Raw genomic sequence first — 17,859 nt, 5'->3', positions numbered from 1 at the left:
CCTGTGAAGGACTCCAACGCCACGCTTCGCTGGAGCGTGCTCGGGCTGCTGCTCGCCGTGGTCGTCGCCGCGCTCGGCGTGAGCGTGTGGACCCTTCTCGACAAGGGCGCCGGCTCCAACCCCGGCGAGCGGCTGGACTCGCTGATCGACCCGCCGCGCGACGGGACCGCCGACCGCGAGAAGGCCTTGGCGGCCGCCCGGACGTTCGTGCAGCGGTTCAACACCTACGGCCCCGACCTGCTCGACCCGTCGGGCAAGATGCCGGACTACGCGGGCGTCGGCAAGCTGATGACGGCGAAGTTCCGCACCGTCTTCGACAAGAACGTCGGCTACGCCGAGGAGACGGTCAAGCAGACCCAGATCGACCGGGTGGGGACGCCGTACGCCGTCGGGGTGGCCAGCATCGACGACGACTCGGCCGAGCTGCTGGTCGCGGGGGTCGTCGAGTTCTCCTACCCCGACCCCTCCGACAGCACCCAGCGGATCCCGTTCGAGCCGCTCCGCTTCCGCTACGAGGTCTCCCTGGTCAAGCAGGACGGCACCTGGCTGGTCGACGACCTCGACGACCTCGACGACGAGCTGCCGTCCTTCGGTGAGGCCTCGATCCCCGAGGGCGGCCCGCCCGCCGGCCAGCCCTCGGGCCAGCCGAGTGACCAGCCGAGCGACCAGCCGACCAGCCCGACCGGGCAGCCGAGCGACCAGCCGACCGGGCAGCCGTCCGACGACGCCGCACCGAGCACGGGGGAGGGCCGATGAGCACCAACCTCTACGACCTCCTCGACGTCGAGGAGAGTGCGACCGAGGACGAGATCCGCGCTGCCTGGAAGGCCGCGATCGCCGATCTCGACCCGACCGAGCGGCGCTTCCGCGCCTACAGCGACGCCGCCGGGGTGCTGCTCGACCCGGCCAAGCGCGCGGCGTACGACGCCGAGCTGGCCGCCGCGCGCGCCGCCGAGGCCGAGGCCGAGACTGCCCTCGAGGACGAGCCTGGACGAGAAAACTCACGCTGGGACGAGGAAGCTTCCTCGTCCCAGCGTGAGTTTCACCGGCCGGCCGGTGAAACTCACGCGGCGTCGCCCGCCGCCCCGCGGCGCACACCCGGCACGGTGGCCCTCGTCGTCGCCGGCGTGGCCGCGGTGCTGGCCGTGGGCCTCGCCGTCACCCTCGCCCTCCTGCCCGGCGCGCGCGGCGAGCTGAGCGCGAAGGAGCTGGCCGAGCGCAACCTCCGCTTCGAGCGGACCTCCGTCGAGGTCGAGAACGCCGCGGAGCGGATCGTGGGGCCCGCCTTCTCCTACGGCTACCAGACCATGGCCGCCGACCTGGAGCGGGTGACCCAGTACCTCAGCCCGGAGCTCGCGGCCAAGCAGACCAAGCTGTGGCCGGAGCTGACCGACGAGGCGACGAAGCAGAAGATCGTGGTCGAGGCCGCGGCCGACGGCGTGGCGCTGACCCGGCTCAGCGACGACGGCGAGGTCGCGACGGTCGTGGTGTTCATCCGCCAAGACAGCGTGCGCGACGGCGGCGAGCGGAGCACGCTGCGGATGTGGGCGACCCTGCAGCTGGTGCGGGACTCCGGCAGCGAGCAGGGCTGGCTCCTCGACGACATCTGCGTCGACTCGGACTGCGGCTGAGCCGCAGGCCGAGACCCGAGGAGGCCCGAGGAGGCCCGAGGAGGCCCGGGCGGCTGCTTGACCTGAGCGGGTCCGCGCAGCATGATCGGGCGGACCGGATTCCACCCGGTCCCCGACGGGACCACCGGAGCCGACTCCGGCTGTGTGAGGTTGCGCAGCCGATATTGTCGAGCGCCCGTGCGTGGTGTACCGTGGCTCCTTGCGCCTGCCCTCAGATGCGCTTCGGCCTGCCCGGTGGCCGATGACGTGGTGGGTCAGGGCGCTCTCGAAGAGTCGAACCCGTCGAAGGACAACTCTTGGCCGCGCGCACCACCCCCGGTAAGTCCCGCATCTCTTTCGCGAAGATCCAGGAGCCGCTGGCGCTCCCACAGCTCCTCTCTCTCCAGACCGACAGCTTCGACTGGCTGATCGGCAACGAGGCGCACAAGTCCCGGATCGACGCCCGCCTGGCCGAGGGCCAGGACGCCACCCACAAGTCCGGCCTCGAGGAGATCTTCGAGGAGATCTCCCCGATCGAGGACTTCTCCGAGACGATGTCGCTCTCGTTCGAGAACCCGGTCTTCTACGACCCGAAGTACACCGTCGACGAGTGCAAGGAGAAGGACCTCACCTACTCCGCCCCGCTCTACGTCTCCGCCGAGTTCACCAACAACGAGACCGGTGAGATCAAGGGCCAGACGGTCTTCATGGGCGACTTCCCGCTGATGACCCCCAAGGGCACCTTCGTCATCAACGGCACCGAGCGCGTCGTCGTCTCCCAGCTCGTCCGCTCGCCGGGCGTCTACTTCGAGCGCACCGCCGACAAGACGTCCGACAAGGACATCTACACCGCCAAGCTGATCCCGAGCCGCGGCGCGTGGCTGGAGTTCGAGATCGACAAGCGCGACATGGTCGGCGTCCGCCTCGACCGCAAGCGCAAGCAGAACGTGACGGTCCTGCTCAAGGCCCTCCAGGCCATCGCCGAGGACACCGGCGAGGAGTACGACTACGAGGCCGTCATGGCCGACCTGCGTCAGTTCGAGTCGATCCAGCTGACCGAGGAGAAGGACAACACGCAGGGTCCCGACGACGCGCTGCTCGACATCTACCGCAAGCTGCGCCCGGGCGAGCCGCCGACGCGCGAGGCCGCGCTGACGCTGCTGAAGAACTACTACTTCAACCCGAAGCGCTACGACCTCGCCAAGGTCGGCCGCTACAAGGTCAACAAGAAGCTCGGCCAGCACGAGGCGTTCGACCAGCAGACGATGACGATCGCCGACATGGTCGCGACGATCAAGTACATCGTCCAGCTGCACAACGGCGACGAGTTCGTCGCCGCCATCGGTGGCGAGATCCGCAAGGACGCCGACGGCAAGGACCTCCCGGTGCTGGCCGACGACATCGACCACTTCGGCAACCGGCGCATGCGCACCGTCGGCGAGCTGATCCAGAACCAGCTCCGCACCGGCCTGGCCCGCATGGAGCGCGTGGTCCGCGAGCGGATGACGACCCAGGACGTCGAGGCGATCACGCCGCAGTCCCTGATCAACATCCGCCCCGTGGTCGCGGCGCTGAAGGAGTTCTTCGGCACCTCGCAGCTCTCGCAGTTCATGGACCAGACCAACCCGATCGCGGGCCTGACGCACAAGCGGCGTCTCTCCGCGCTCGGCCCGGGTGGACTGTCTCGTGACCGCGCCGGCATGGAGGTCCGTGACGTCCACCCGTCGCACTACGGCCGGATGTGCCCGATCGAGACGCCGGAAGGCCCCAACATCGGTCTGATCGGGTCACTGGCCTCCTACGGCCGGATCAACCCCTTCGGGTTCGTCGAGACGCCCTACCGCAAGGTCGAGGGCGGTGTGGTCACCGACCAGATCGACTACCTCACCGCCGACGACGAGGACCGTTACGTCATCGCGCAGGCCAACGCGGCGCTCGACGCCCAGGGCCGCTTCGCCGAGGACCGCGTCCTGGTGCGCCAGCGCAACGGCGAGGTCGCCGAGGTCCCGGCCGACGACGTCGACTACATGGACGTCTCGCCGCGCCAGATGGTGTCGGTCGCGACGGCCCTGATCCCGTTCCTCGAGCACGACGACGCCAACCGCGCGCTCATGGGCGCCAACATGCAGCGTCAGGCCGTGCCGCTCATCAAGAGCGACAGCCCGATCGTGGGCACCGGCATCGAGTTCCGCGCCGCGGTCGACGCGGGTGACGTGGTGGTCGCCGACAAGGCGGGCGTCGTCAAGGAGGTCTCCGCCGACCTCGTCGAGACGATGAACGACGACGGCACCTACTCGTCGTACCGCCTCGCGAAGTTCAAGCGCTCCAACCAGGGCACCTGCATCAACCAGCGGCCGCTGGTCGAGGCGGGGGACCGGCTCGAGGTCGGCTCGCCGATCGCCGACGGTCCGTGCACCGACAACGCGGAGATGGCGCTGGGCACCAACCTGCTCGTCGCGTTCATGCCGTGGGAGGGCCACAACTACGAGGACGCGATCATCCTCAGCCAGCGCCTCGTGCAGGAGGACGTCCTCACCTCGATCCACATCGAGGAGCACGAGGTCGACGCCCGCGACACCAAGCTGGGCCCCGAGGAGATCACCCGCGACATCCCCAACGTCAGCGAGGAGATGCTCGCCGACCTCGACGAGCGCGGCATCATCCGGATCGGCGCCGAGGTGTCGACCGGTGACATCCTCGTCGGCAAGGTCACGCCCAAGGGTGAGACCGAGCTGACCCCCGAGGAGCGGCTGCTCCGGGCGATCTTCGGTGAGAAGGCGCGCGAGGTCCGCGACACCTCGATGAAGGTGCCGCACGGCGAGTCCGGCACGGTCATCGGCGTGCGGGTCTTCGACCGCGAGGAGGGCGACGAGCTCCCGCCGGGCGTCAACCAGCTGGTCCGCGTCTACGTCGCGCAGAAGCGCAAGATCTCCGTCGGTGACAAGCTCGCCGGCCGCCACGGCAACAAGGGCGTCATCGCGAAGATCCTGCCGATCGAGGACATGCCGTTCATGGAGGACGGCACCCCGGTCGACGTCGTCCTCAACCCGCTGGGTGTGCCGCGACGGATGAACATCGGCCAGATCCTCGAGCTGCACCTCGGCTGGCTGGGCAAGCAGGGCTGGCACATCGACGCCGACCTGCAGGACCAGGACTGGGCCCAGCGGCTCACCGCGATCGGCGCCGACAAGGCCGAGCCGAACACGAAGCTGGCCACGCCGGTCTTCGACGGTGCCCGCGAGGACGAGATCACCGGCCTGCTCAGCGCCACGATGCCCAACCGCGACGGGGTGCGGATGATCGGCGAGAACGGCAAGGCCCACCTCTTCGACGGCCGCTCCGGCGAGCCGTTCAAGGACCCGGTCTCCGTCGGCTACATGTACATCCTCAAGCTCCACCACCTGGTCGACGACAAGATCCACGCGCGCTCGACCGGCCCCTACTCGATGATCACGCAGCAGCCGCTGGGCGGTAAGGCCCAGTTCGGTGGCCAGCGGTTCGGCGAGATGGAGGTCTGGGCGATGGAGGCGTACGGCGCCGCCTACGCCCTCCAGGAGCTGCTCACCATCAAGTCCGACGACGTGCCCGGTCGCGTCAAGGTCTACGAGGCGATCGTGAAGGGCGAGAACATCCCCGACTCGGGCATCCCGGAGTCGTTCAAGGTTCTCGTCAAGGAGATGCAGTCGCTCTGCCTCAACGTGGAGGTGCTGTCGCAGGACGGCACCACCATCGAGATGCGCGACGCGGAGGAGGACGTCTTCCGCGCCGCCGAGGAACTCGGCATCGACCTGTCCCGCCGCGAGCCCAGCTCGGTCGAAGAGGTGTGAGCCGCGGGGCGCGCCCCACCGGGCGCGCCCTGCCTCCACCCCCAACCAACTTCACTTTTCTCAGATCCAACGAAGGGTTGCAGCCATCGTGCTCGACGTGAACTTCTTCGACCAGCTTCAGATCGGCCTGGCCACCGCGGACGACATCCGCACCTGGAGCCACGGCGAGGTCAAGAAGCCGGAGACCATCAACTACCGCACGCTCAAGCCGGAGCGTGACGGCCTCTTCTGCGAGAAGATCTTCGGTCCCACCCGGGACTGGGAGTGCTACTGCGGCAAGTACAAGCGCGTGCGCTTCAAGGGCATCATCTGCGAGCGCTGCGGCGTCGAGGTGACCCGGTCCAAGGTCCGCCGCGAGCGGATGGGCCACATCGAGCTCGCCGCGCCGGTGACCCACATCTGGTACTTCAAGGGTGTCCCCAGCCGGCTGGGCTACCTGCTCGACCTGGCCCCGAAGGACCTCGAGAAGGTCATCTACTTCGCCGCCTACATGATCACCTCGGTCGACGAGGACGCGCGCCACCGCGACCTCTCCGACCTCGAGGGCAAGATCGGCCTGCAGCGTCAGTCCATCGAGAAGCGCCGCGACGCCGGCCTCGAGGACCGCACCAAGAAGCTGGAGGAGGACCTCGCCGCCCTCGAGGCCGAGGGCGCCAAGGCCGACCAGCGGCGCAAGGTCCGCGACGGCGCCGAGCGTGAGCTCAAGCAGCTGCGCGACCGCGCCCAGCGGGAGCTGGACCGCCTCGAGGAGGTTTGGGAGACCTTCAAGACCCTCAAGGTGCAGGACCTCATGGGTGACGAGGTCCTCTACCGCGAGATGAAGAACTGGTTCGGCAAGTACTTCGAGGGCCACATGGGCGCCACGGCGATCCAGAAGCGCCTGCAGAGCTTCGACATCGAGGCCGAGGTCGAGAACCTGCGCGAGACCATCGCGACCGGCAAGGGCCAGCGCAAGGTCCGTGCCCTCAAGCGGCTCAAGGTCGTCGACGCGTTCCGCAAGACCGGCAACAAGCCCGAGGGCATGGTCCTCGACGCCGTCCCGGTCATCCCGCCGGACCTGCGCCCGATGGTGCAGCTCGACGGCGGCCGGTTCGCGACCTCCGACCTCAACGACCTCTACCGTCGCGTGATCAACCGCAACAACCGGCTCAAGCGCCTGCTCGACCTCGGTGCGCCGGAGATCATCGTCAACAACGAGAAGCGGATGCTCCAGGAGGCCGTCGACTCGCTGTTCGACAACGGCCGTCGTGGTCGTCCGGTCACCGGCCCGGGCAACCGGCCGCTGAAGTCGCTGTCCGACATGCTCAAGGGCAAGCAGGGTCGCTTCCGTCAGAACCTGCTCGGCAAGCGCGTCGACTACTCGGGCCGCTCGGTCATCGTGTCAGGTCCGCAGCTCAAGCTGCACCAGTGCGGTCTGCCCAAGCAGATGGCGCTGGAGCTCTTCAAGCCCTTCGTCATGAAGCGGCTCGTGGACCTGTCGCACGCGCAGAACATCAAGTCCGCCAAGCGCATGGTCGAGCGGGCCCGCCCGGTCGTGTGGGACGTGCTCGAAGAGGTCATCACCGAGCACCCGGTGCTGCTCAACCGTGCGCCCACCCTGCACCGCCTCGGCATCCAGGCCTTCGAGCCGCAGCTGATCGAGGGCAAGGCCATCCAGCTCCACCCGCTCGTGTGCACCGCGTTCAACGCGGACTTCGACGGTGACCAGATGGCCGTGCACCTGCCGCTGTCCGCCGAGGCGCAGGCCGAGGCGCGGATCCTGATGCTGTCGACCAACAACATCCTCAAGCCGTCGGACGGCCGTCCGGTGACCATGCCGACCCAGGACATGATCATCGGCCTGTTCTTCCTCACTACCGAGCGTGGCGAGGCCACGGTCGAGGTCGACGGCGAGACCCGCCTGCGGACGTTCATGTCCCCGGCCGAGGCGATCATGGCCTACGACCGCGGCGAGATCGCGCTGCAGGACAAGGTCCGGATCCGGCTCAGCGACTACGCCCTCGAGGGCGTCGAGCAGGGCGAGGCCACCGTCGTCGAGACGACCCTCGGCCGCACGATCTTCAACGACGCCCTTCCGGCCGACTACCCCTACGTCAACGAGGAGGTCGGCAAGAAGCGCCTCGGCGCGATCGTCAACGACCTCGCCGAGCGCTACCCCAAGGTGGTCGTCGCGGCGTCCCTCGACGCGCTCAAGGACAACGGCTTCCACTGGGCGACCCGCTCCGGTGTGACCGTGTCGATCGCCGACGTCATCACGCCCCCCAACAAGGCCGAGATCCTGGCCGAGCACGAGGGCGCGGCGGCGAAGATCCAGAAGCAGTACGAGCGCGGTCTGGTCACCGACGAGGAGCGCCGTCAGGAGCTCATCGAGATCTGGACCAAGGCGAGCCAGGAGGTCGGCAAGGCCCTGCGCTCCACCTTCGAGGCCAACCCGACCAACCCGATCTACGTGCAGGTGCACTCGGGTGCCTCGGGTAACTTCAACCAGATCAACCAGGTCGGCGCCATGCGTGGCCTGGTGGCCAACCCGAAGGGCGAGATCATCCCGCGGCCGATCAAGGCCAACTTCCGCGAGGGTCTCTCCGTGCTGGAGTACTTCATCTCCACCCACGGTGCCCGCAAGGGTCTGGCGGACACCGCGCTGCGGACCGCCGACTCCGGCTACCTGACCCGTCGTCTGGTCGACGTGTCGCAGGACGTCATCATCCGCGAGGACGACTGCGGCACCGAGCGCGGCCTGCCCAAGGTGATCGGTGTCAAGGACGAGAACGGTGTCGTCGTCAAGGACGAGAACGCCGAGACCGCGGCGTACGCCCGTTCGGCGGCCAAGGACATCACCCACCCGACCACGGGTGAGGTGCTGGCCGGCGCGGGCGACGACCTCGGTGACGTCAAGATCGCCGAGCTCATCGAGGCCGGCATCGAGGAGGTCACGGTCCGCTCCGTGCTGACCTGCGACGCCCGCACCGGCACCTGCGCCAAGTGCTACGGCCGCTCGCTGGCCACCGGCAAGCTCGTCGACATCGGCGAGGCCGTCGGCATCATCGCCGCGCAGTCCATCGGTGAGCCCGGCACGCAGCTGACCATGCGTACCTTCCACACCGGTGGTGTGGCGTCGGCCGACGACATCACGCAGGGTCTGCCCCGCGTGGTCGAGCTGTTCGAGGCCCGGACCCCCAAGGGTCACGCGCAGATCTCCGAGGCCGCCGGCCGCGTGCAGATCGAGGAGACCGACAAGGCGCGCATCATCGTCGTCACCCCCGACGACGGCAGCGACGTCAAGGAGTACCCCGTCTCCCGCCGCTCGCGCCTGCTCGTCGAGGACGGCGGCCGGGTCGACGTGGGCGACAAGTTCACCGCCGGCACGGAGGACCCGAAGGAGGTGCTGCGCATCCTCGGCGTCCGCCGCACGCAGCAGCACCTCGTCGACCAGGTCCAGGAGGTCTACCGGTCGCAGGGCGTGTCGATCCACGACAAGCACATCGAGATCATCGTGCGGCAGATGCTGCGCCGGATCACGGTGCTCGAGTCGGGTGACACCAACCTGCTGCCCTCCGACCTCGTCGACCGCGTCCGCTTCGAGGAGGAGAACCGCCGCGTGGTCTCCGAGGGCGGCAAGCCGGCCTCGGGTCGTCCCGAGCTCATGGGCATCACCAAGGCCTCGCTCGCGACCGAGTCGTGGCTCTCGGCGGCCTCCTTCCAGGAGACCACCCGGGTCCTCACCGACGCCGCGATCAACGGCCGCTCCGACAGCCTGCGTGGTCTGAAGGAGAACGTGATCATCGGCAAGCTGATCCCGGCCGGCACCGGCCTGGAGCGCTACCGGAACATCCGGGTCGAGCCGACCGAGGAGGCGCGCGCCGCGGCGTACGCCGTCACGGGCTACGAGTCCTACGACTACGAGTTCGGCAACCAGGGCCAGGCCGTGGCGCTGGACGACTTCGACTTCGGCTCCTACCAGAACTGAGTCAAGGTGCCGAAGGCCCTCCCGAGCGCAGCTCGGGAGGGTCTTCGTCTTGTCCGGGGAAGACTGTGGAGAGCCGTTTGCAGCACTCGGGGGATGCCCGCAGGATCGAGGCATGACCCGGGTCGGAGAGGCGGTGCACAATGGGAGCCATGACGGTAGACCTCGACCTGCCGCAGGGGCAGGTGCTGACGGCGTACGACGTCTGGCAACTGTGGGAGCCGGATCGTCGGCTCGAGCTGATTGACGGGGTGGTCACGGTCATGGCCGGGCCGTCGATCGAGCACCAGCGCACGCAGATGCGGCTGATCAAGCTGCTGCTGTCGGCGCTGCCGGCGCACCTGGAGGTGCTGGCGGCGCCGTTCGACATCCTGTCGGCGGACACTGCCGTGCAGCCGGACGTCATGGTGATCGATCCCGCCGCGGTCGTGGGAACGGACCCGATCGAGGTCTGCCCGCTGCTGGTGGTCGAGATCCTCTCGCCGAGCACGGCGCTCTACGACCTGAACACGAAGTACAAGCGCTACGAGCGGGCCGGGGTCCCGTCGTACTGGGCGGTCGACGCGCTGGCGGGTCGGCTGATCGCGTGGGAGCTGCGCGACGACGCCTATCTCGAGATCCTCGACAGCACCGGTGCCGAGCCGTGGACGGCGACGGCGCCCTTCCCCGTGACGATCGTCCCGGCCGACCTCGTCGGGCGCTGACCTGGTCGAGGACGAGACCGACGGCCCCGGAGCGCAGGAACTCTGCAAGCCGCCGGACCCGCTTGCCGCAGCTCGGGGAGGAGGTCAGCGCTTGGTCAGCGTCAGCCTGGGGGTCTCGGTGGGTCCGTCTCGTCGATCGCGCCGTCGATCGGCCACTGGTCGACGAACAAACGACCATGGCGGCACGGTTGCATGGCCGGCTCGACCTCGGGCGCGGCCATCGCCAGGGTGCCGCCGACGCGGGCGTCTCGGGTCCGCCCTCCGAGATCGACCGGCTCCGTTGCGGGAAGCATCGCTCCCGGAGCCGTTCCTCGTCCACAGGGGCTGGGGAGGACGGGGCCCGATGTCGGGGGTAGGTGGTCGAATGAGGGTGTTCGAGGTCTCGGGAGGTTGTCATGTCGCTGGCGACGCTGGCTCCGCCGCATCCGATCGTGGGGTGCGCGGGCGAGGTCCGGCGGGCGCTGGCCGGGGTGGCGCAGGTGCAGCCGGTGTTCATGACGACCGACGACAAGGAGGCCGTTCTGGTCGAGCTGGCGGCAGCGAAGGCTCAGTTGGTTGAGCTCGAGGCCCGGGTCCTCGCCGCGTCCGAGGATGTGGCGGTCGAGCATGGTGCCCGGGATGTGGCGGACTGGCTGGCGCAGCGGGTGCAGGCCGATCCCCGCACCGCACACGCAGAGCTGCAGCTGGCCAGAGCACTGGACCGGCATCCGGTGGTGGCGGCCGGGATGCGCGCGGGCACCGTGTCGGTGGCGCAGGCACGGGTGATCATCGACACCGTGGACGACCTGCCGCCTGAGTTGGGCCCGGGGTTGGTGGTGTCGGCGGAGGAGACGATGGTGGGCTACGCCGAGCACCACCGCCCCCGCGAGCTCCGGAGGCTGGGTGAGCGGATTCTGGAGATCGTCGCGCCCGAGGTCGCCGAGACCGAGGACGGACGCCGGCTCGAAGACGCCGAGCGCCGCGCCCGTGAGAAGGCCTCCCTGCGGTTGCGGGACCTCGGCGATGGGCGGACCCGGATCAGCGGAGTGCTGCCGACCACCGTGGCACAGCGCCTCAAGCACTACCTCAACGCCTACACCAACCCGCGCCGAAACCCAGAGCGTGACCCAGAGCGCGACACAGAGCGAGGTGGTGAGGCTCCCGCCACGCCCTGGCATGGTGGTTCGGGCTGCTCGGCCGGCTCAGCGGACCGGGTGCCGCAGCACCGGGCCTACGCCCATGCCTTCGCCGCGCTGCTGGAGCACCTCGACCCCGACGGCCTGCCGGAGCATGGTGGGGACGCCACCACCGTCCTCGTCACGTTGACGCTGTCGCAGTTGTTGACCGATCTCGCCGCGGCCGGGGTGATCGCCGGTGACGGGCAGCACGCCATCTCCGCCGAGCAGGCGCGCCGGTTGGCCTGTCAGGCCTCGATCGTGCCGGTCGTGCTGGGTGGGAAGGGGGAGGTCCTCGACCTGGGTCGGCGGATGCGGTTGTTCACCCGGGCCCAACGCCGTGCGCTGCGGATCCGGGACCAGCGGTGCCGGGCGGAGGGGTGCACCATCCCCGCGGCGTGGACCGAGGCCCACCACCTCCAGCCCTGGTCGCAGGGTGGTGCCACCGACCTGGCCAACGCGGTCAGCCTCTGCGCGCATCACCACCACCGCATCCACGACCACGCCTACACCCACCACCGCCTCCCCTCCGGCGACATCCGCTTCCACCGACGCACGTAAGCCGACCGGAGCGTCCTCATCGGCGCACCTTCTTGGGATGGGCGGTGACACGAGAGTCCGGTGGCGGAGGTCGCGGCGACCCGGGCGGTCAGCTTGCGTCCGCGGTCGGCCTTGCGAATCTGGTAGGTCTTGGTCGCGCCCCTTGATCGGCTTGCCCGCCCGGCAGCCACTGGTAGGTCCAGGCCGGGCGCGGTGAGCTGGGGGAGGACGGCGCGCAGTCGCGTGCCCACGCGAGCCTTGCCCTTGATCCTGGCCGGCTTGGCGACACTCCAGGCGGGTGCGCCGGTCCCCGGATGCGAGCGGATAGAGGGCGGGTCGGTGACGTCGAGACCGACGGTGTAGTTGCGGGTGGCGGTGGTGCCGGCGGCTCTGGCGTCCCCGAGTGACCGCTGACATGCCGAAGGCCCTCCCGAGCGTAGCTCGGGAGGGCCTTCGTCCTTTCCTCTCGGGTGGGGGTTCCTCCGTGGGGGAGAGGACTAGACCCGGACCCGCTTGGCTGGTGAGACCGAGACGAGGTCGGTCCGGCCGGGGGCGGAGGCGGTGACCCGGACGCTGAGCCTGCGCCCGCGGTCGGCCTTGCGGATCCGGTACGTCGCCGTGGTGGCCTTCTTGATGGGCTTGCCGCCCCGCAGCCACTGATAGGAGTACGAGGCGGCGGGGCCGGTGAGCTGGGGCAGCACCGCGCGGAGCCTCTTCCCGGTCTGGGCCTTGCCCTTGAGGCCCGCGCCGGTCTTCACGGTCCAGGCGGCGTCGCTGCCGGGGTCCGGGCCGTCGGTGGGCGCGTCGGCGATGGTGACGCTGCCGGCGCCGCCGGGGAAGGCGCAGGGGACGGTGAGGTCGGCGTAGCCGGTCTTGGTGAAGACCTGGTGGCAGGAGAGGGTCCTCCCGAGCTGGGCGCGGGTGAGGATCAGCTGGTTGCCGGTGGCGACGGTGTCGCCGTCGATGACCCAGCGGCTGGCGGCGGGGGCAGCGCTGGGAGCGACTGTCCCGTCGGCGAGGGTCAGCGTGCCGCCGACCCTCGCGGCGCCGCTCACCTGTGGTGGGCTGTCGACCTCGAGAGCGGGTGGCACGACCCAGACGGCGCCGCTCCGGTCGCTGGTGACGTCCAGGTAGCCGGTGCGTTGCGCGATGGCGACGAGGTCGACGGCGATGGTCTTGCCGACGTCGGTCGGATGGACGGTGTAGAACTCGCCGTCGCCGACCTGCTCGTCGTCGGCGTACCACCTGTAGGTGACGCTGTGCGGCTCCGGAGTGATCTCGGCCTTGACGATGCGGAGCCGGTCGCCCGGTCGGGCAGTGGCGGGATCGCCTTCGATGCCGGGCTGTCGGCTCACCTGCAGTGGTCCGGGCTCGACGAGCAGGTCGCCGACCCGATCGGTCTGGGTCTCGCGATAGCCCGGGACCCAACCCCAGGCGTAGACGGAGACCCGCTTGCCGAGAAGCTCCGGTCGCGGAGCGAAGACAGGACCCCGGCCGACCCGTTCGCCATCGACGATCCAGGTGTAGCCGAAGGAGGTCGATGGAGCGGGATCGAAGACACCGCCCGAGACCCGGAGCTGGTGGCCGACCTTGGCGTTGGCGGGGGCGCCCTCGATGACGGGCTGGCCGACGACCCGCAGCGGCCGGACGACCTCGACGTTGATCGTGCGCGTGGCGACTCGTCGGACCCGGTCGGTCGTGGTGACCACGAGCCGGCGTGAGCCCGGCTGGGAGGTGTCGATGGAGCTGCCGGAGGTGATCGGGACGCCATTGTCGGTGGCAGCACAGGAGACGATCGCGCCCCCGGGATCGTCACAGGAGAACTGGAGTGGATAGCTCTTGCCGACATCCAGTACGTCGTGGTTGGTGACGCCGCCGACGGTGAGGACGGGGTTGGTCACATCGACGCCGACGCCGTACTTGGCCGTCGCGGACGAGTTGTCCCTGGCGGTCGCCGTGATCGAGATCAAGGTGCTGCCCTCGGCCTCGATCCGCAGAGTGAGCGTCGAGCCGTTGACGCTGCCCGATCCTGCCTGGCTGCCGCTGAGGGAGTAGGACAGGGTCGCGATGTCGCTCGAGGCGCTCGCTCGCAAGGTGACCGCGACCGGGCCGTCGTACCAGCCGATCCAGGGTCCGGTGCCCTGGCTGGGGCCGACCTCCACGGCGATGACCGGTGCGGTGGTGGCGGGCGTCCCGGCGCGTGCCGGGACCGCGCAGAGGGCGGCCAGCGCCGTCGCGAGGGCGAAGAGCGTCAGGAGGCGGCGCTTCACAAGGACTCCTTGGTTCGAGAGCGGATGCGGCGTCGGTCAGCGGCTGACCCGGACGGCCTTGGCGGTGGAGACGACGACCATGCCGGTGGGAGAGGTGGCGGTGATGCGAACGGTGATCTTCCGTTTCCGGTCGGTCTTGCGGACCTTGTAGGTGGCGGTCGTGGCCTTCTTGATGGGCTTGTTGTTGCGCAGCCACTGGTAGCTGTGGCTCGCAGCCGGTGTGGAGAGCTGGGGGAGGACCGCGCGGAGAGTCTTGCCGGGCTTGGCCTTGCCCTTGATCCCGGCCGGGGTCGTGACGGTCCAAGCGGTGTCGCTGCCAGGGCCGCCGGTGCGGGTGCCGGGGATGGTGACGCTGGTGGTGCCGCCGGGGAAGGTGCAGGGGAGGGTGAGGTCGGTGTAGCCGGGGGCCTTGAAGGTCTGGTGGCAGGTCACGACGCGGCCGGCGTGGGCGCGGGTGAGGGTGAGCTGGGTGCCGGTGGCCACGGTGGTGCCGTCGACGGACCAGTGACTGCTGGCGGGCGGGGTGGTCGGGGTGACGGTGCCGTCGGTGATGGTCAGGGTGCCGCCGACATCGGCGGTGCCGGTGACGGCGGGAGACTGCGGGTTCTGGAAGATGTTCGGTAGCACTTGGACTTGGCCGACGCGAGTTGTCGCGGTGTCCAAATAGTTAGGGTGGGGCGCGCCGGCGAGGGCATCCATGGCGATGGCCTTGCCGACGTCGGCCGGTCGGACGGCGTACTCCTTGCCGGTGCCGACCTGCTGGCCGTCGGCGTACCACCGGTAGGTGATGCTGCTGGGGGTGGGGGCGAACTCGGCATCGGTGGCCCGGAGCACTTGACCGGGTCGGGTGGTGGTCGGGGCGCCCACGATGATGGGCCCCTTGTTCACCCGCAGGTCGTCTTTGACGAGGACGTCGCCGACCGGCGCGGTCTGGGTCTGGTTGCCGAAGAGCGGGCCTGCGTCTGAGACGAAGACGCGCAGCGAGATCCGCTTGCCGAGGTGGTCTGCTCGGGGGACGAAGGGGTTCTCGTGCGAAACGACGCGGCCATCGATGAGCCACTCATAGATGAACTGCTCCGGAGTGGGCTCGACGATCCCACCGCTGGCCCGAAGCGGCTGGGCGACCTTGATGCTGGTGGGATCGCCCTCGATGGCGGGCGGGCTGACGAGGGTGTAGCGAGTGACGCGATAGGGATAGGTGTACCTGGTGATATTGCCGACCCGGTCGGTCGCGGTGACGTCGACAGTGTGTTCTCCGGCCTGGGAGGTGTCGACCCGGCTGCCGGAGCTGAAGGGCGCGCCGTCGTGGGTGGCGACGCAGGAGACGATCGCGCTGGTGGGGCCGCCGGGGTCGGCGCAGGAGTACTCAGCAGTGCGGCTCTCGCCGCGGGGAACGCCCGCATTGAGGCCGGTGACGACGGCGGTGGGGTCGGTGAGGTCGATGCCGACGCCGTAGCTGCGGGTGGCGGTGTTGCCGGCTGTGTCGGTGGCGGTGATCTCGATGGTGGTCAGGCCCTCGGCGGAGATGGTGACCGGGAGCAGCGCGCCGGCGATGCTGCCCTCGCCGTTCTGGGCGCCGGTGAGGCGGTAGGACAGGCGGGCGATGCCGTCGTCGTCGGTCGCTCTCAGCACGGCCGAAACGGTGTCCTTGTACCAGCCGACCCAGGCCCCCTGGCCGTCGCTGGCTCTGACGTCGACCGTGATCACCGGCGGCGTGGTGCCGGCGAGCGCGTCGGAGCGCGAACTTGGGGCCACGGTGAGCACGGCGGCGAGGGTCAGGGCGAAGGCAGTCGGCAGGCGATGTCTCATGATGGGCGATCCTTGAGTGGGTGCGGAGCAGGTCTCAGCGGATGCGCTGGGGCTTCGCGGTCGAGACGACGACCGCGCCGGTGGCGCTCGTGGCGGTGATGCGGACGGTGATCTTGCGTTGCCGGTCGGTCTTGCGGAGCTTGTAGGCCTTCTTGGTGGCGCCCTTGATCGGCGTGCCGTTGCGCAGCCACTGGTAGGTCCAGGTCTGGGCGGGTGCGGAGAGCTGGGGCAGGACGGCGCGCAGTTTCCTGCCCACGGCCGGCTTGCCCTTGACCGCCGCGGCGCTCAGCAGGCTCCAGGAGCCGGCGGCGGGACCACCCGGCGCGGAGCCGCCCGGCGTGGGACCGCCCGGCGCAGGAGCCCGCGGGACGACGCGGACTCCGGCGGTCTTCGTGCTCGGCGTATCGAGGTGGTCGGGATGGCTGGCCACGGCCAACAGGGAGATCGACGTGCCGAGGTGCTCGGCACCGGGCGTCCACGTAGGGGCGGTGGCGACGTGCTTCGCATCGGCGAACCACATGAAGTCCACCTTCTCCGGCTCCGGAGAGAAGGTGCCGCCGGCGGCTTCCAGCACGTCACCCGGCGAGACGGTGGTGGGACTGCCCTTGATGAAGGGCTGCTTCACGACGGTCATCGGGATCAGGGTCGGACGCACGTGGACGTCGCCGACCGGCGGGGTGTAGGTCTCGCCGTACTGGGTCCCGGAGCCCGAGCCGTACGCCCTCACGCTGACCTGCTTGCCGACGTGCTCCGCGGTCGGCTTGAAGGTCGAGCCGTTGGCGACGACCTGGCCGCCGACGGCCCACTCGTAGCGGAAGGTGTCCGGCGCCGGGTTGAAGACACCGCCGGTGACACTCAGCTCCTGCCCGACCCGGACGATGGTGGGGTTGCCGGTGATCACCGGCAGGCTGACGATCCTCAGCGCCGCGCGCCCGACCTGGTAGTCGACGACGCGCTCGAAGACGCGACCGACCCGATCGACGGCGGTGACCCTCAGCCGGTGTGGACCGGCCAGGTTAGTGGTGAGGGGACTCCCGGAGGTGAACGGAGCGCCGTCGTTGGTGGCGGTGCACGACGCGATCGCGCCGCCCGGGTCGGTGCAGGAGAACTCTGCCCGCCGGACCTCCCCGTTCTTCAGGGTTGCGCCGTCGGCGAGACCGGTGATCGCGGCGGTCGGGTCGGTGAGATCGATGCCGACGCCGTACGTCTTGGTGGCGACGTTGCCGGACAGGTCCCTCGCCGTGATGGTGATCGTCGTGACGCCCTCGGCGCGGATCGTGACCTGCAGCAGCCCGCCGCCCGCGCCGTCCGTACCGGTCTGGGCGCCTGAGAGCCCGTAGGAGATGCGATCGAGGCCGCCCTGGTCCGACGCCCGGAGGTTGACGACCGTCTCGCCTCGATACCAGCCGACCCATGCTCCGGTTCCGGGGCTCGGGGCGACCTCGATCCAGATGTTCGGCGGGGTCGTGTCCGGGACGGGGTCGGCCTGTGCCGCTCCGGTCGCGGTGAGGGCGAGAGCGAGGGACGCGATGAGGGCGACCAGGAGGCGAGCCCGGACGGCGATGGTCAGGGCGCGCTGTCGCAGGGGCGTGGTGATCGTCATGGGCCGAGCCTCGGCGCTGCCGCGGCCCGGACGACAGTTGAGTCCTGCCCGACTTTCTGGGCCGCGGGCCGGGACATCGGGCCGGGACAGCGGCGGACCTCCTTCGGCCGGGAGACGGTGACGGTGTCCGGGCGGCGGGCCGTCGAGGCGGTGACCCGGGCGGAGATCCTCCGCTGGGCGTCGGCCCGCTGGAGCTGGTCCGTCGCACCGGTGGCGCCGGCGGGCACCGGGGCGCCCGAGGCGAAGGACAGGTCGCCGAGGGCCGCGACGCAGGTCAGTACGGCCGTGGCGGCGTCGGCCGGCTGAGAGAGGTGATGCCGGTGTCGTCGGTGGCGGAGGCTCACCGGCACCGGTTCGGCATACCAGCCGATCCTGGAG

The 17,859-nt window shown here is 69.8% G+C and carries 10 protein-coding genes; 6 read left to right on the top strand and 4 right to left on the bottom strand.

Translation table 11 applies throughout. The features are described from left to right. Nucleotides 1–3: 3 nt before the first annotated feature. The 6 genes from ACPZVR_RS07100 to ACPZVR_RS07075 all read left to right on the top strand — a co-directional run bounded on the left by ACPZVR_RS07100 (nucleotide 4) and on the right by ACPZVR_RS07075 (nucleotide 11,820). Nucleotides 4–756 carry a PT domain-containing protein gene (locus tag ACPZVR_RS07100; RefSeq protein ID WP_436698881.1) on the top strand — a complete coding sequence of 251 codons (753 nt, stop codon included), beginning with the start codon at nucleotides 4–6 and terminating at the stop codon, nucleotides 754–756. After that, a complete protein-coding gene (locus ACPZVR_RS07095; RefSeq protein ID WP_436698880.1) occupies nucleotides 753–1,631 on the top strand; it encodes a DnaJ domain-containing protein in 879 nt (292 codons plus the stop codon). The genes ACPZVR_RS07100 and ACPZVR_RS07095 overlap by 4 nt, the downstream gene beginning before the upstream one ends. 296 nt (nucleotides 1,632–1,927) lie before the next feature. After that, complete coding sequence (rpoB, locus tag ACPZVR_RS07090) at nucleotides 1,928–5,437, top strand: DNA-directed RNA polymerase subunit beta (RefSeq protein ID WP_436698879.1); 3,510 nt, start codon at nucleotides 1,928–1,930, stop codon at nucleotides 5,435–5,437. An 88-nt stretch (nucleotides 5,438–5,525) separates the two neighbouring features. Beyond that, a complete protein-coding gene (locus tag ACPZVR_RS07085) occupies nucleotides 5,526–9,404 on the top strand; it encodes a DNA-directed RNA polymerase subunit beta' (protein WP_436698878.1) in 3,879 nt (1,292 codons plus the stop codon). A gap of 149 nt (nucleotides 9,405–9,553) precedes the next feature. Then, entirely contained in the window at nucleotides 9,554–10,105 is a 552-nt protein-coding gene (locus ACPZVR_RS07080; RefSeq protein WP_436698877.1) for a Uma2 family endonuclease, read from the top strand. Nucleotides 10,106–10,500: 395 nt separating this feature from the next. Beyond that, on the top strand, nucleotides 10,501–11,820 hold the full coding sequence (locus ACPZVR_RS07075; protein WP_436698876.1) for an HNH endonuclease: 1,320 nt from the start codon (nucleotides 10,501–10,503) through the stop codon (nucleotides 11,818–11,820). Nucleotides 11,821–12,296: 476 nt separating this feature from the next. Here ACPZVR_RS07075 and ACPZVR_RS07070 read toward each other — a convergent pair whose 3' ends face one another. From ACPZVR_RS07070 to ACPZVR_RS07055, 4 genes are read right to left on the bottom strand one after another with little or no spacing between them, the layout of a single operon-like run. Continuing rightward, the gene (locus ACPZVR_RS07070; protein WP_436698875.1) at nucleotides 12,297–14,069 is read right to left on the bottom strand and encodes a hypothetical protein; all 1,773 of its coding nucleotides are present in this window, start codon (nucleotides 14,067–14,069) and stop codon (nucleotides 12,297–12,299) included. A 36-nt stretch (nucleotides 14,070–14,105) separates the two neighbouring features. Beyond that, entirely contained in the window at nucleotides 14,106–15,878 is a 1,773-nt protein-coding gene (locus ACPZVR_RS07065; RefSeq protein WP_436698874.1) for a hypothetical protein, read from the bottom strand. Nucleotides 15,879–15,912: 34 nt separating this feature from the next. Further along, nucleotides 15,913–17,481 (bottom strand): hypothetical protein, encoded by a 1,569-nt coding sequence (locus tag ACPZVR_RS07060; protein ID WP_436698873.1) that lies wholly within the window; start codon nucleotides 17,479–17,481, stop codon nucleotides 15,913–15,915. Next, complete coding sequence (locus ACPZVR_RS07055; protein ID WP_436698872.1) at nucleotides 17,478–17,831, bottom strand: hypothetical protein; 354 nt, start codon at nucleotides 17,829–17,831, stop codon at nucleotides 17,478–17,480. Before ACPZVR_RS07055 ends, ACPZVR_RS07060 begins: the two co-directional genes overlap by 4 nt. Between the last annotated feature and the right edge of the window lie 28 nt (nucleotides 17,832–17,859).

It is taken from the genome of Nocardioides segetis (assembly GCF_051390595.1).
In the GTDB taxonomy this organism is placed as follows: domain Bacteria; phylum Actinomycetota; class Actinomycetes; order Propionibacteriales; family Nocardioidaceae; genus Nocardioides.
The sequence above is the reverse complement of the archived record's forward strand: the minus strand, read 5'-3'. Positions and strand labels throughout refer to the sequence as shown.

Bases quoted from the DNA above. Each gene is read 5' to 3' on its own strand.
- ACPZVR_RS07095 (WP_436698880.1), top strand. From the start codon at position 753: ATGAGCACCAACCTCTACGACCTCCTCGACGTCGAGGAGAGTGCGACC.
- ACPZVR_RS07080 (WP_436698877.1), top strand. From the start codon at position 9,554: ATGACGGTAGACCTCGACCTGCCGCAGGGGCAGGTGCTGACGGCGTAC.
- ACPZVR_RS07075 (WP_436698876.1), top strand. From the start codon at position 10,501: ATGTCGCTGGCGACGCTGGCTCCGCCGCATCCGATCGTGGGGTGCGCG.
- ACPZVR_RS07065 (WP_436698874.1), bottom strand. From the start codon at position 15,878: ATGAGACATCGCCTGCCGACTGCCTTCGCCCTGACCCTCGCCGCCGTG.
- ACPZVR_RS07060 (WP_436698873.1), bottom strand. From the start codon at position 17,481: ATGACGATCACCACGCCCCTGCGACAGCGCGCCCTGACCATCGCCGTC.